The sequence below is a fragment of the Acinetobacter sp. YH12045 genome (assembly GCF_013419925.1).
Classification (GTDB): Bacteria; Pseudomonadota; Gammaproteobacteria; order Pseudomonadales; family Moraxellaceae; genus Acinetobacter; species Acinetobacter amyesii.
Genome location: NZ_VOZE01000018.1, coordinates 1 through 12,176 on the forward strand (window position 1 = coordinate 1; position 12,176 = coordinate 12,176).

Here is a 12,176-nt window from a genome sequence, read left to right on the forward strand (position 1 = left end):
GGCCAGGCCTCAGCATTTTATTATGGTGATCCCCTGGGCGAAATGCGCCTGGTAAGCAGAGTTTTTGAAATGTAAGGCCTTTGAATAAGACAAAAGGCTGCCTCATCGCTAACTTTGCAACAGTGCCCCTGTTGGTACGTATGTCTGTCATTATGGAATGAAAACTGGTTATAGTTGTGGTACGGTTCAGTCGACCGCATTTAAAGCATTTGGTACTGACAATAAATGTGGACCATCAGGGGCAGGTGTGTGTAATGCAACATGGGTAAAAGTTTCAGGTCCAACGTTGGATTGTTGGGGTGGCGATAGTGGTGGTCCAATCTTTATTGGAAGTGTGGCGGCAGGGTTATTATCTACTGCAACTTATCAAGGCACATGGAGTTCTTCCATGAAAGGTCAGGGGTATTGCGGAGGTGCCGCCAAACCTAATGGATATATGACCTATATGTCTACTGATGAACTCTATAAAGAGGGTTACTCATTATTATACGGACAATAACGATGACTAGAATATTTATACTGATGTTCGTCGTTGGACTTTTGAGCGCTTGTCATAAGCCTTCATCAGCCGATCAGTCCAAGATACAAGAATTACAAGTGATGTCCTTTAGTGAGCAGACCTTGGCGCAATTTTCTTGGGAATTAATCGAGGCAACAAATGCTAATAGTGAACGTATAGATTCATTATTTCTGGCTTCAAAACCTGACCAACCTATCACGCTAAAATTTGCAGAAAAGATGCTGTATATTGGGAATTTGTTTTGTAATATAAATTCGATTGGTATTCATTTTAAGGGCAATCATTTATATGCTGAACAACCAATTGTTGCCACAATGATGGGCTGTCCTGATGATATCAACTTACGTGAAAGTACGATGATAGATATTCTGGTGAATGCTCCCACATTATATCTTCAATCTCGTAAGGGGCAGGCACAACTGCTTATAGAAACACAAAAAAAAGAGAAATTGATTTTTAAAGGTGTTCAAGTCAACAAGTAGTCTAAATTCTTGCAGTACACTGATGAAAATCATAAGGTAAAGTTAGATATGAGGAAGCCCAATCATTTAGTTGGGCTTCTTTGTTTAAATATAATTTTAAGAGCCGGTAACTTATTTTCTGTAAGTTCCCTTTTACTATTTTTCTTTTGAGTATTTTATTAATCTAATTCTTTTACGCACTCAATAAGTATTACCACTATACCAACTCTTAGAAAGAGCTTTGAATTCCCTATTTAACATAATGGTGGTTATACGCAATACACTTGTATATTAATATAAATATCAATCACTTGAAAATTTAGCCATGACTAAGAAAAAGCAAAAAATCGGCTTTTGTAATAAGTTGGTGAGTTTTTAAGCAGATCTGTAATATTTTGCCAGTAAATTTGATTAAAAAACGATCAATTTGGCAATCAGTGCCCATTTCATCGGCTTTCAGGATCCGAAACTATCCCCAATGGCTGTGGATAAAATTTAGGCTATTTTGTACGCCCTGGCGCACAACAATCTCGGCTCTTTGCGGCTACCAGGAACAGTGGAATTTTCCTATGATGAACTCATCAGGAACAGGAAGTTCCAAACAACAAGAATAAGAAAGATCGCACCAGGAGCGTGAGGTAAGACAGGAGTCATACCTAGCAACCCAATATGAGAAACCCCGGCAGGATGCTGGGGTTTTTTATTGTCTGCATTTAAGGTCTAATCAGTCTTAGCCAATTCATTTTGGTTGATAAGTTTAATCAGCGCATTTTGAACAAACTCATCAAGTTCAATCCCTTTTTCTTTTATGATGGTTTCTATCTTTGCTAGCGTTTCACTTTCTAATTCGAACTCGATTTCTGCTGATGTTTCCATGAGTAAATCATAGTTATTTTCGACTATCTTTTTAAAGGTTTCTTCTAGATCTTTTGTTGATGGAATATTGAAAGATAAGCGTAATGAGCTATTGATAATTTCAATATGGGTATACCCTAAATATTCAGTACTTTTTCCCACAAATCCTAAGTGCTTCATAAAAAACCTTAAATAAATATAGTAGAGAGCTGTCTAAATTAAGCCAGACTCTCTTTTACAAATTTTGGATCAACAATAAATAATCGAATAAGGGATGTTGCTGCTCCTGATGGTCTTCTCGCACCTTGTTCCCATGATTCAAGAGTACGTCTTGATACGCCAAGAATCTTAGCAAACTGATCTTGTGTTAGTTGAGCCTTTCTACGAGCTAACGCTACATCTGTCTCAGTGATTACGGTTCTTTTCGCTGCATTACTAGTAAGCATATCGTCGATGCCTTGTAATATTTCAGCTTCAATATCCCTAGTTGCTTCAAAAGCCTCAAGTTCTTTTTCAGTCATTAAACGAGTCATTTAGTTTCTCCACTAATGCTTGAAGAGTCTTCTTACTAAGCTGTACAGTTTGCTTTTTACTGTACAAGGTTAATAACCAAATCTCTCCATTTGCTAAACGATTAAAGTAGATGACTCTGACACCACCACTTTTACCTCTACCACCGCTAGTCCATCTAATCTTACGAATACCACCTGCATTAGGCTCTACATCTCCTGCTTCAGGATTTAATGCTAAGAATGTTTTGAATTCCTCATATTCTTCCTGAGTCCAATAAACAAGACAGTATTTAGTAAATAATGGAGTCTCACATATTGTATACATTGATTGCATTCATACTACCTTGTAGTAGTTTATTTTATACTACTTTGTGGTATTTTTAAATGATAATTCTTAGTTCTCAGGATTAAATGCCTATTTAAGTGATGTGCTGAAAAGGTTGCCGACACATAAAGTGACTCAGATTGAAGAATTGCTACCACACCGCTGGAAACCTGAACCGAATTAAAAAATAGGCATGGGGTTCAGCGGACGCTTACGTTCAATTCGTATAACCGCCATTATGTTAAATAGAATCAAAAAACCTCCAATAAAATCGTTATAGTATTATTATTTATTGAGTAGATAAGAGAATTAAATTAGTGAAATACTCAAATGAACAAATAGTAAAAGCACTCTTACTTGCTCCTTTACCTTTACTTTTTTTAACAACAGTCCTGTTTATCGCAGTGAATCACGAATACAGCCTATACTCGATTTTCGTAGTTCTTGTAGGACACGGTCTTATTTACTTGGCTTATTGTATTTTGACTGTGCCTTTTAGCTACATATTCTCAATTCTTTTAAATCGTTATAACAGTCTTAATTTATTAACCATCTGTATTACCTCTCTAATTATTGCTACTCCATTTTTTATTCTTTTAGGATGGGGGCATACTGGAAAGATTGCTGAAGATTGGTGGAAGATGTATACCAATACATGGGCTAGCTTTCTGGCTCTATTTCCTGGCTTATGTTATTGGCTGTTTTTAATTAACTTAAAAGATAAAGAATAGTTATGAAAAAAATATTATATTTTAATTTTTTAGCGATTATTTTGACTTACGTATCTTTGCTTTATCAAAAAAATATATTAGTTGCTCGCATAGTTGTAGATAAGCTTGAAAAAGTTAAAGTCATAGCTGGGGGATTTCCTCTCCAGTTCCTTATAGATGGTGAAACCTCTCCAGTCGGAAGTATAAGTATCAATCCTTTATTTATTTTCATCGGCATGGATCAATTTGTTTTTCTCAATTTTTTTATTGATTATTTATTTTGGATAAGTATTTTATTTGCTTTTTCTATGATTGTGAAAAAGTACAGAATTGTATAGATCTTCTAAAATTAACATAATACACGTTATACGAATTCCCAAGGCATGGCTTTTAGTTATGCTTTTTTTATCAAAAGAGTATACCCGAATGATAAGGAAACAGTTAGTTACAACGAAATATCATTAGAGTTGTTATGTTGATTTAATGATAGCTATATCATTGTAGTATATTCAATTATCTCAAATGATAAACCATGACGACTAGAATCTACTTAAGAGCTTCAACCAAAGATCAAGATGCACAGAGAGCACTAAACCAATTAGATGACTTAAACCAAAGGCTCAAGTTAGGTGAATCGGTTACCTATATTGAGAATTTCTCAGGGACGAAGTTGGATCGTCCTGAACTAAACAGGTTGCTCACAGAAGCAAACCAAGGCGACACGTTATTGGTAGAAAGCGTTGATCATCTGTCCCGTCTAAGCCAAGCAGACTTCCAAGAGCTTAAGCGTAGAATCCAAGAGAAGGGGCTTCGCTTAGTTGTTGCTGACCTTCCGACTACTCATCAACTAATCCAAACCAATGACAGTATTACAAGTTCGATACTAGATCTCATCAACAATATGCTGATTGATCTACTTGCTACTATGGCTCGTTTGGATAACGAGAAACGTATAGAAAGGATCAAGCAAGGCTTAGAGCGTTCAGGGTACAAACCATCAGGTAAGAAACCAAATGAAGCCAAGCACAAAAGAATCAAGGAGTTGCTTGCTACAAATAACATGACTAAGCAGGAAATTGCGAAAGCTGTTGGTTGTGGGGTAGCTACTGTGTATCGAGTAATGAACCGAGGAGAAGATGCAGGGCTGAATCAGCTTGTCGAATCTCGTGCACAACAAGGCAGGATTCGAGTAGCCATTGAAGACCTTTAGTTGAAATGTTAGCCACTTTTTTGGTCCTAACCGGCATGACTTGCGATACATGAAGTGGCATTATTATCATAACCTATAGGTGTTTGCCTATAAGCCAAACTTTCTATAGTCTTTGACAATTACAATTCATAAAAACTAAGTATGCCTGATCAACAGCTTTCCCTCAGTGAATACCTCGAAACAGTTCAAGAGATCGTAAAGATTGCCTTTGGTGATCCTGTATGGGTTAAAGCTGAAATTAGAAGCCTGAACACCAAGAGTGGTCACTGCTACCTAGAACTTGCTGAAAAAGAAGAGGGCACTGATAAAGTCATTGCATCTTGTAAAGGAACCATTTGGAAGTCCACTGCAGCTAAGCTTCTGTACAAGTTTCAGAACGAAAGTGGAATGGAGCTGTCAAAGGACCTGAATATTCTGATTAAAGTCAAAGCCAGCTTTAGCCCACAATATGGGTTCTCAGTAAACATTGAAGACATTGATTCAAGCTTTACGCTCGGTGATCTTGCGAGACGTTACCAACAGATCGTAAAGCAACTCACAGAAGATGGCTTGATTGACAAGAATAAGAAACTCCCTACACCATTTGACATGAACAAGGTTCTCGTCATTGCACCTGAACAAGCTGCAGGATTAGGAGACTTTAGAAAGGATGCTGATATTCTGTATAAAGCAGGGGTCTGTGAATTCATCTATCACTCAGCAACATTTCAAGGTAATACAGCAGCAGCAAGTATAATTGCTTCTTTAAGCCAAGGATTAAGACAGTGGGCCAATGAATACAAAACACCTCCTGACTTGATTGTCATCATTCGTGGTGGTGGTGCTGTCAATGATTTGGCTTACTTGAATGATTACGATCTAGCTGCTTTGCTTTGCAAACGATCAGTACCTATTTGGGTTGGTATTGGACATGAACGAGATAAGACCATTCTCGATGAAATTGCACATCGATCTTTTGATACACCAAGTAAAGTGATTGGCGGTATTAGAAACCATATTGCTGAACGTGTAGATGAGGTCAAGGTTTTCATTCAATCCATCCAACTGTACTCTCAGCAGCAGATCCAAGCGTACCAAAGCCAAAATGATCAGTTAATGCAAATCACCAAATCTATGGCTCAGGCACAACTTAATCAAGCCAGCAAACAAGCTGACCAAGTGAAGACGAATGTCCATTACTTTGCTCAGCAACAATTGAAACGAGCAACGCTTAATGTGGAAACGCTGATGCGAATGACGCTGATCCAAAACCCTACAAATGTATTGGCTAGAGGTTATGCCATCGTTCGTAGTGGAGGGAAGGCTATAACATCCATTCATCAAGCCAAGGATCAAACTTTGGCGATTCAATTACATGATGGTTTAATCAATACACAAGTTTTACAGGTGAAACCAAATGAGTGAACAACAACTAACATTTAAAGAAGGCTATGACATCTTAAAGAAGAATGCTGAGCTTCTAGAGTCTCAAGAGGAGCCGGACATTGATAACCTGATGAAAGTTGTTGAAGAATCCATGGCAGCTTATAAAAACTGTAAGCAACGCATTGATGCAGTACAACAAGCATTGAATGAAAGCTTTAAGGATTAATCTTTAATTGTTAGCAGTTGATCCCACTTAAAGTAGTTCTGTGTTAGCCGATCTCGTGACATATTCCATGTTCTGTTCGGCATTAAACTCGCGCCCAAGGCAATCTTGGTTTTGCCATACTTAAGATGAATCGCTTCAAGGGAATCCATCAAGGCATTGCTGACTTCGATGTGTTTCATATCAGTGAACATGTCATACACATGGTTTTCCTTTGGTTCGAGACACGTCAGAATCACGCCGCATTTCTTGAATGCTATATCCTTTGCATACAGGCCATCAATCATCGTTGTAGCGAGTTTAGAGAGCACTAATAAGTTGTCGGTAGGTTCTGGTAAAGCTAATGATAAAGACTTGTTGTAGAAGGGCTTTGAGCTATCAAATGGGTTTGATTGAACGAAACCAATCAGACAACCACACAACAAATTATCATCTCTCAGTCTGCTAACCGCATCCATAACATACAAGGAAATGGCTTCTTTAAGATCATCAATGTGGTAGATGCGTTGACCATGTCAACGGCATTCTAAAATTGACCCCTTTTACCTTTCAAATGGCAAAGTAAAATTGACCCCTTTGATCTCGTATTAAATTTCAACCTGGGGCTGAATCCCAATTCTTTTTTTATCCTTCAAACGATAACTCTCACCCGATATTTGTACCACATGACAGTGATGCAGCAACCGATCTAACATCGCAGCGGTCAACGTAACATCATCCGCAAATGACTTAGACCACTGGCTAAAGGGTAAGTTACTCGTCAATATCGTACTGCCTTTTTCATAACGCTTGGCAATCACGTTAAAGAACAGATTCGCTTCTTCACGTCCAAACGGTAAATAACCAATTTCATCGATAATCAGTAACTTTGGTCCCAGTACCGCACGCTGCATATAGGTTTTCAATTTACCTTGCTGATAGGCTGTACTCAGTTGCAGCATTAAATCCGCTGCGGTAATGAACTTGATCTTAATGTTGTTCATGATGGCCTTATAGCCTAATGCCATAGATAAGTGCGTTTTTCCTACTCCGCTAGCCCCCAGAAACACCACATTTTCTGCTCTAGCAATAAAGCTCAGATTGAACAGTTCAATCACCTGTGATTTAGGGGCCCCTAGGGCATAATTAAAATCATAGTCTTCCAGGGTTTTGACTTGAGGCAGGCCTGAGAGTTTCATCAGTACCTGCTGACTGCGCTGTTGCTTGGCAGCATATTCATGCGTCAAGATCGCTTCAACAAAGTCGGCATAACTTCCATCTTGACCTAATGTTTGTTGTGCATGATGTGACCATTGTGATGCGATGGCAGGCAGATTGAGCTTTTGGCAAAGCTGCTCTATACGGTCGTATTGCAGATTCATCAGGAAACTCCCAGCAACTGGTCATATACCGATAAGGGATGCTGCAAACTCTCGTAGGGCATGACATGCTGTGCTGCTGCAACAGGTACAGTGCTAGAACCTGTATCTGATTGCGGTAATGGCGTAAATTTTTGCTGCTCCTGTTGCAGTCGAACAGCCGGTTTTTCTTGCGTGGTGGCATGAATCCGCTGATTGGCGGTTTCATGCAGCCACCGGCCAATGTGGGCATTGGCGACATCAACATCTAACAGTAAACCCGAAGTCTTCAGGCTTGCTTTCAATGGCACAATAAAGCTTGATTTGAGGTATCCATTAAAGCGTTCAACTTTGCCTTTGGTCTGTGCACGGTAGGGCTTACATACGCGAGGACGAAAGCTGTATTTCTTGGCGCAGTCGAGCAGTTTGGGGTTCCATTTATGCTGCCCCTCCTGATAGGCATCCCGTTCAATCATGATCGTTTTAGCGTTATCAAACAGGATTTCTTGAGGTACTCCTGCAAAAAACTGAAATGCATTTTCTAGACCATCGATCCATGCATCCGTACGTTCATGATCATAAAATTTCACGAAAGTCGCTCTGGAATACCCTAATGTTGCGACAAAAGCTTTTAAAGTCGTGTTGTTACGTCGAATCGTGGTGAAATCCACTTGCATTTGTTGGCCAGGTTGGGTTTCAAAACGAATGATCGGTTCCGGTTGAGCAACTGGTTTTAATGTTGCAAGATATTCCCTCAAGATCCTGATCTTTCCTGGATATCCCAACCCTAAAATTTCCTGGTAGAGCACAACAGCAGGAATCCATTCAGGATGAGCTGCGTTTACACGTTGGAGTAAATAGGGTTTATGCGACCTTGGGCCTTAGGGCGCAAGAACTGGCTGTTTGCAGGTTCGCTGCGCAGTGGTCAGCGAGCGGCAAACATCATGACTTTAATCCAGTCAGCAAAGCTGAATGGCTTGGATCCGTATGCCTATTTAAGTGATGTGCTGAAAAGGCTGCCGACGCATAAAGCGACCCAAATAGAAGAATTACTGCCACATCGCTGGAAATCCAACTCAAATTAAAAAATAGGCATGGGGTTCAGCGGACGCTTACGCTTTACAAGCCTGAACGATCTGCTGTTTAAATTCAGCACTGTATGTTCTTCGTTTTTTCGCAAGAGATGCGATGGATGTCTGATTATTTGTAGTCATAAATTTAAGTCCCCACTTGTTTCTAAGTGGGGACTAAATTAAGGCTTATAGGATGAATTCAGAAGGTGTGTTCAGCGGACGCTTACCGTTTTTTAGCAACAGGAGGTGTTGCTGAATATATATCCATGTTCATGGATTAAGTCCCCACTTGTTTTTAGGTGGGAACTAAATTAAGGCTTATAGGATCGCTTGGTAAGGCTGTGTTAGCCGGATGCTTACCTTTGAATTAATAACTTTTAACTCAATATCTAATAACAATCTTTAAACCAAAGGTGCTTAGGAGTTTCATCATAGATTCCAAAGTCGGATTACTATTGGGCTGTTCCATTTTTTGCAAAGTTTGGGGTGCTATTTTTGTGATTTTAGCCATTTCATTTAAAGTCAAATGAAGCTCAGTTCGGATATAACGAGCAACCTTGTAAAATGGCCAGTCAGGATTTTGATTAATCGTCTCCAATATTTCTTGGCGCTTTCTTAACTGCTCAATTGCCGTCATAGGTTTATAGCGCTTATCCACGTGCTAACTCCTGAATCTGCTGGCATATATTTTCAATCCGGTACTGACTATTTTGCAAAATCTCCTGAGAGATCTGCAATTTGTTCATTTCGGCCATCAATCCTCGATAGAGGGGTAATTGCTTGACTAACTCTGCCTGAATTTCATGATGTTCAATACCAGTTTTCGCTGTGACTTGTTCAATCACTGAACGCCAAATTGGCATACCACCATGATCATCTTTTTCCCAACGAGTCGTTCGTGCGATACCATCAGGATGTAACCACATCGGTGCAAAATCGTAGAGTGGAGTCAGTTGTATAATGCCATTATTCAAGCGTTGTATCGCTGTATTGCGGCTATGATTATCTTTATTGCCTAAGGCAACATTGGCCAAATCACGTTTAAGATATTCGAAGATCTCCTCTTTCGGATGACTACAACACTGTGTGAGTAATTCACAGATTTGATTATGAGTCATCCTAATACCAAAACCAGCTTTTCCACTTAGAGATGCAAGACTTTCCTGTGCAATACGCTGGACTTTTCCATCCTGTACGTAGCGATCAAATCTTGGAATAAACAGGGTTTTACCATGTAATTGTAATTCCTCATGTACGCGTAAACCCAAATAATGAGCAATTTTCATATAGTGTGCTTCATTAGTTAAAATTTTATTCAGGCTTTCGTCACTACCACGACTGAACTTCACTAACCAATGTTTTTTTACCTGATGATCTGCAAGTGTGTGATCTAAATAAAATAGGTCATCATGTCCTTGGGAGAGGAGTAGCTTTGGCCATTCACCTTGAACACCTGAAGAGCCGGCAATGAATAAGCCATAAGAGGCGAGCGATTCAATGAAGTGCTCTTTTCGTTCTATAATCTCACTTAGGCTAAAGCCTATATTTTGATCAGTCGGAAAGCTCCTTTGCAGCCACTCATGAGCTTCTTTAATACGTAAATGTCCAATCGGGTTGCCAGCTCCAGCTTTTAAAAGTGCCCAATCTGCTTGTTCTTGTGCATTTTCACTGTAATTTAGTTGTCTTAATAATTCTTTACGACCATAGCCCTGTGGAAGTAAATCCATTAAGAAAGCAGGCCAAGTTTCATTAATTTTATTTTGTACATTCACAGGAAAATGATAGGCGAGTGCATGGCCATCATGTAAGTCCATATAAGAAATTGCATATTCAAATAAATATGAAGTACGAGTTGGTGTTTGCCAACCATGCTCATTTTCACCCATCAACTCAACAATTGCACAGTCAAGCCACTGGTCATCCTGATAAATTTGAATGGTACAATATTTACTCATAACTTTATTAAAATAGTAAAATATATTAAATATTCTTATTATATACCTATTTTAATAAAATAATATTAATTATCTTTCTATTTGCTTGTTAGCCAGTATATTTCTACATGGGAATAACAAGTCATGTGAGTTGATCTCACCGGCTGCTATAGTTTGAGGCAACATCGTCAATAAACATTAGCAGACTACATTTATCAGCATGTCCTTCAAATTAATCATGATATGAGCCGTTAATAAGTCAGCTGCAATCATCCAAGAATGCGGTGTTTTCGTTAAAATATTGAATCCATGAATGCTGGTCAGCTTTTCATGCACTAGATTCAGCCACTTGAGTCTAAAAGGAGCTTGGAATTACAGGTTTGACCATGTGCAGTAGGAGCTGATGCAGATGGACCTTGAGCTTTATATTTTTTCAGTAAGCGTCTGATCTGGCGTTCTGAAATGTGAAGTAGCTGAGCAGCCTGAGATTGGGTGATGCGTTGATCACAGATTTCTTGCAAGACCGACAATCGTTTAAGTTCTTTATCCGACATAAACACCAACATATCAAACCGTACGCTTCGATAATCGCAAAAGCGAGTATTCTTTACTTTGGAGAAACCGGACATTTCTATTTTGGAGTTACAAATGTTGTTGCTGTACTTCGTATAACATTGATTATGTTAAATTGATATCAAGTGGCAAAATTTTCATTAATTTTGATATATGGTAATGATTTACTCACTTTAATTGTCAATATTTCTTATGCTGAAAGTATTCATAGGTTTCAATCGCAAATAGAATAACCGCATTTAATAATGCGGTTATAATTTTAACCTTTGATTGGTAAAATTTTTAAATATTTTCCTGTTCATATTCTAAAATTGCTTCTTTTGCAATACGGAAACTATCTACAGCAGCTGGCACGCCACAGTAAATTGCTACTTGCAAGAGTACTTCTCGAATTTTGTCTTTAGGCACGCCATTACGTAAAGCTCCTTTAACATGTAGCTTCAATTCATGCGGACGGTTTAAGGCTGATATCATAGCCAGATTAATTAGACTACGTTCAGGTTTGCTCAGTTCTTCACGTCCCCAGACCGCCCCCCAACAATACTCCGTGACCAGTTCCTGTAAAGGTAAGTTAAAATCATCAGCATTGTTGATCGAATTATTGACATAAGCTTCGCCAAGCACCTGTTTACGAATCGCTAAACCTTTTTCAAATTTTTCATTACTCATTAGCCTAATCCTCCAAATAAGGTGTATTTGATTTCGAGATAATCTTCAATGCCATATTTTGAGCCTTCGCGCCCTAAACCTGACTGTTTAATTCCACCAAACGGTGCAACCTCATTTGAAATCAAGCCTTTATTAATTCCAACCATACCGTACTCGAGTTGTTCACTCATGCGCCACGCACGACCTAAATCTTGTGTGTAGCAGTAAGCAGCTAAACCAAATTCTGTGGCATTGGCCATCTCAATTGCTTGTTGCTCAGTTTCGAACTTAAAAATTGCAGCTAATGGTCCAAAAGTTTCTTGAGTTGCAACATCCATCTCTGCAGTTACATCGGCAATAATGGTCGGTTCGTAAAATAACTCACCAGCGCTGTGTTGTTTTCCACCTGCAACGGCTTTGTTGCACAAAG

General features: G+C 38.9%; 13 protein-coding genes and 8 pseudogenes. 10 read left to right on the forward strand and 11 right to left on the reverse strand.

The genetic code is table 11. The features are described from left to right. From FTU02_RS14870 to FTU02_RS14880, 3 genes and pseudogenes are all read left to right on the forward strand, one after another. Positions 1-75: pseudogene (locus FTU02_RS14870) on the forward strand (IS6 family transposase); the annotation flags it as partial. 82 nt (positions 76-157) lie between these two features. After that, positions 158-499, forward strand: a complete 342-nt coding sequence (locus tag FTU02_RS14875; RefSeq protein WP_167846503.1) for a hypothetical protein — start codon at positions 158-160, stop codon at positions 497-499. A gap of 2 nt (positions 500-501) precedes the next feature. Continuing rightward, on the forward strand, positions 502-1,002 hold the full coding sequence (locus tag FTU02_RS14880) for an META domain-containing protein (RefSeq protein ID WP_074163995.1): 501 nt from the start codon (positions 502-504) through the stop codon (positions 1,000-1,002). Between the two features lie 699 nt (positions 1,003-1,701). On the opposite strand, the gene FTU02_RS14885 is transcribed toward FTU02_RS14880, so the two are convergent. The 3 genes from FTU02_RS14885 to FTU02_RS14895 are packed head-to-tail and all read right to left on the reverse strand — an operon-like array spanning position 1,702 to position 2,673. Continuing rightward, the gene (locus FTU02_RS14885; RefSeq protein ID WP_104505826.1) at positions 1,702-2,016 is read right to left on the reverse strand and encodes a hypothetical protein; all 315 of its coding nucleotides are present in this window, start codon (positions 2,014-2,016) and stop codon (positions 1,702-1,704) included. Between the two features lie 38 nt (positions 2,017-2,054). Continuing rightward, complete coding sequence (locus FTU02_RS14890) at positions 2,055-2,369, reverse strand: DNA-binding transcriptional regulator (protein WP_104505827.1); 315 nt, start codon at positions 2,367-2,369, stop codon at positions 2,055-2,057. Then, positions 2,350-2,673 carry a transcriptional regulator gene (locus tag FTU02_RS14895; protein ID WP_104505828.1) on the reverse strand — a complete coding sequence of 108 codons (324 nt, stop codon included), beginning with the start codon at positions 2,671-2,673 and terminating at the stop codon, positions 2,350-2,352. The genes FTU02_RS14890 and FTU02_RS14895 overlap by 20 nt, the downstream gene beginning before the upstream one ends. Positions 2,674-2,761: 88 nt before the next feature. Here FTU02_RS14895 and FTU02_RS14900 point away from each other — a divergent pair. From FTU02_RS14900 to xseB, 6 genes and pseudogenes are all read left to right on the forward strand, one after another. Beyond that, positions 2,762-2,857 (forward strand): annotated as a pseudogene (locus tag FTU02_RS14900) (transposase domain-containing protein); the annotation flags it as partial. Positions 2,858-2,990: 133 nt separating this feature from the next. Next, a complete protein-coding gene (locus FTU02_RS14905; RefSeq protein WP_070155403.1) occupies positions 2,991-3,404 on the forward strand; it encodes a hypothetical protein in 414 nt (137 codons plus the stop codon). 2 nt (positions 3,405-3,406) lie between these two features. Further along, complete coding sequence (locus FTU02_RS14910; RefSeq protein ID WP_070155405.1) at positions 3,407-3,721, forward strand: hypothetical protein; 315 nt, start codon at positions 3,407-3,409, stop codon at positions 3,719-3,721. Positions 3,722-3,915: 194 nt separating this feature from the next. Next, a pseudogene (locus FTU02_RS14915) lies at positions 3,916-4,503 on the forward strand (recombinase family protein); the annotation flags it as partial. A gap of 231 nt (positions 4,504-4,734) precedes the next feature. Further along, a complete protein-coding gene (gene xseA, locus FTU02_RS14920) occupies positions 4,735-5,997 on the forward strand; it encodes an exodeoxyribonuclease VII large subunit (protein WP_180004301.1) in 1,263 nt (420 codons plus the stop codon). Continuing rightward, the gene (gene xseB, locus FTU02_RS14925; protein ID WP_004644823.1) at positions 5,990-6,184 is read left to right on the forward strand and encodes an exodeoxyribonuclease VII small subunit; all 195 of its coding nucleotides are present in this window, start codon (positions 5,990-5,992) and stop codon (positions 6,182-6,184) included. The genes xseA and xseB overlap by 8 nt, the downstream gene beginning before the upstream one ends. Here xseB and FTU02_RS14930 read toward each other — a convergent pair. The 3 genes and pseudogenes from FTU02_RS14930 to istA all read right to left on the reverse strand — a co-directional run. Continuing rightward, positions 6,181-6,693 (reverse strand): annotated as a pseudogene (locus FTU02_RS14930) (DUF4113 domain-containing protein); the annotation flags it as partial. The gene xseB and the pseudogene FTU02_RS14930 overlap by 4 nt on opposite strands. A 75-nt stretch (positions 6,694-6,768) precedes the next feature. Continuing rightward, positions 6,769-7,542, reverse strand: coding sequence for an IS21-like element ISAba8 family helper ATPase IstB (gene istB, locus FTU02_RS14935; protein WP_180157837.1), 774 nt, complete (start codon positions 7,540-7,542; stop codon positions 6,769-6,771). Continuing rightward, positions 7,542-8,387 (reverse strand): annotated as a pseudogene (gene istA, locus FTU02_RS14940) (IS21-like element ISAba8 family transposase); the annotation flags it as partial. The gene istB and the pseudogene istA, both read right to left, overlap by 1 nt. Between istA and FTU02_RS14945 the strand changes: the two are divergent. Then, positions 8,385-8,603 (forward strand): annotated as a pseudogene (locus tag FTU02_RS14945) (IS66 family transposase); the annotation flags it as partial. The pseudogenes istA and FTU02_RS14945 sit on opposite strands and share 3 nt — an antisense overlap. Positions 8,604-8,973: 370 nt before the next feature. Here FTU02_RS14945 and FTU02_RS14950 read toward each other — a convergent pair. The 5 genes and pseudogenes from FTU02_RS14950 to FTU02_RS14970 form a co-directional block, all read right to left on the reverse strand. Next, positions 8,974-9,249 (reverse strand): helix-turn-helix domain-containing protein, encoded by a 276-nt coding sequence (locus FTU02_RS14950; RefSeq protein ID WP_016658816.1) that lies wholly within the window; start codon positions 9,247-9,249, stop codon positions 8,974-8,976. Then, positions 9,242-10,546: a type II toxin-antitoxin system HipA family toxin gene (locus tag FTU02_RS14955; RefSeq protein ID WP_180004308.1), complete on the reverse strand. Its 1,305-nt coding sequence runs from the start codon at positions 10,544-10,546 to the stop codon at positions 9,242-9,244. The genes FTU02_RS14950 and FTU02_RS14955 overlap by 8 nt, the downstream gene beginning before the upstream one ends. Before the next feature lie 214 nt (positions 10,547-10,760). Continuing rightward, positions 10,761-11,079, reverse strand: a pseudogene (locus tag FTU02_RS14960) (helix-turn-helix domain-containing protein); the annotation flags it as partial. A gap of 301 nt (positions 11,080-11,380) precedes the next feature. Next, the gene (locus FTU02_RS14965) at positions 11,381-11,767 is read right to left on the reverse strand and encodes a carboxymuconolactone decarboxylase family protein (RefSeq protein ID WP_177155611.1); all 387 of its coding nucleotides are present in this window, start codon (positions 11,765-11,767) and stop codon (positions 11,381-11,383) included. Next, positions 11,767-12,165: pseudogene (locus FTU02_RS14970) on the reverse strand (aldehyde dehydrogenase family protein); the annotation flags it as partial. The pseudogene FTU02_RS14970 and the gene FTU02_RS14965, both read right to left, overlap by 1 nt. Positions 12,166-12,176: the final 11 nt, after the last annotated feature.

Bases quoted from the DNA above. Each gene is read 5' to 3' on its own strand.
- FTU02_RS14880 (WP_074163995.1), top strand. From the start codon at position 502: ATGACTAGAATATTTATACTGATGTTCGTCGTTGGACTTTTGAGCGCT.
- FTU02_RS14910 (WP_070155405.1), top strand. From the start codon at position 3,407: ATGAAAAAAATATTATATTTTAATTTTTTAGCGATTATTTTGACTTAC.
- FTU02_RS14895 (WP_104505828.1), bottom strand. From the start codon at position 2,673: ATGTATACAATATGTGAGACTCCATTATTTACTAAATACTGTCTTGTT.
- FTU02_RS14890 (WP_104505827.1), bottom strand. From the start codon at position 2,369: ATGACTCGTTTAATGACTGAAAAAGAACTTGAGGCTTTTGAAGCAACT.
- FTU02_RS14955 (WP_180004308.1), bottom strand. From the start codon at position 10,546: ATGAGTAAATATTGTACCATTCAAATTTATCAGGATGACCAGTGGCTT.
- xseB (WP_004644823.1), top strand. From the start codon at position 5,990: ATGAGTGAACAACAACTAACATTTAAAGAAGGCTATGACATCTTAAAG.
- istB (WP_180157837.1), bottom strand. From the start codon at position 7,542: ATGAATCTGCAATACGACCGTATAGAGCAGCTTTGCCAAAAGCTCAAT.
- xseA (WP_180004301.1), top strand. From the start codon at position 4,735: ATGCCTGATCAACAGCTTTCCCTCAGTGAATACCTCGAAACAGTTCAA.
- FTU02_RS14875 (WP_167846503.1), top strand. From the start codon at position 158: ATGAAAACTGGTTATAGTTGTGGTACGGTTCAGTCGACCGCATTTAAA.
- FTU02_RS14885 (WP_104505826.1), bottom strand. From the start codon at position 2,016: ATGAAGCACTTAGGATTTGTGGGAAAAAGTACTGAATATTTAGGGTAT.
- FTU02_RS14965 (WP_177155611.1), bottom strand. From the start codon at position 11,767: ATGAGTAATGAAAAATTTGAAAAAGGTTTAGCGATTCGTAAACAGGTG.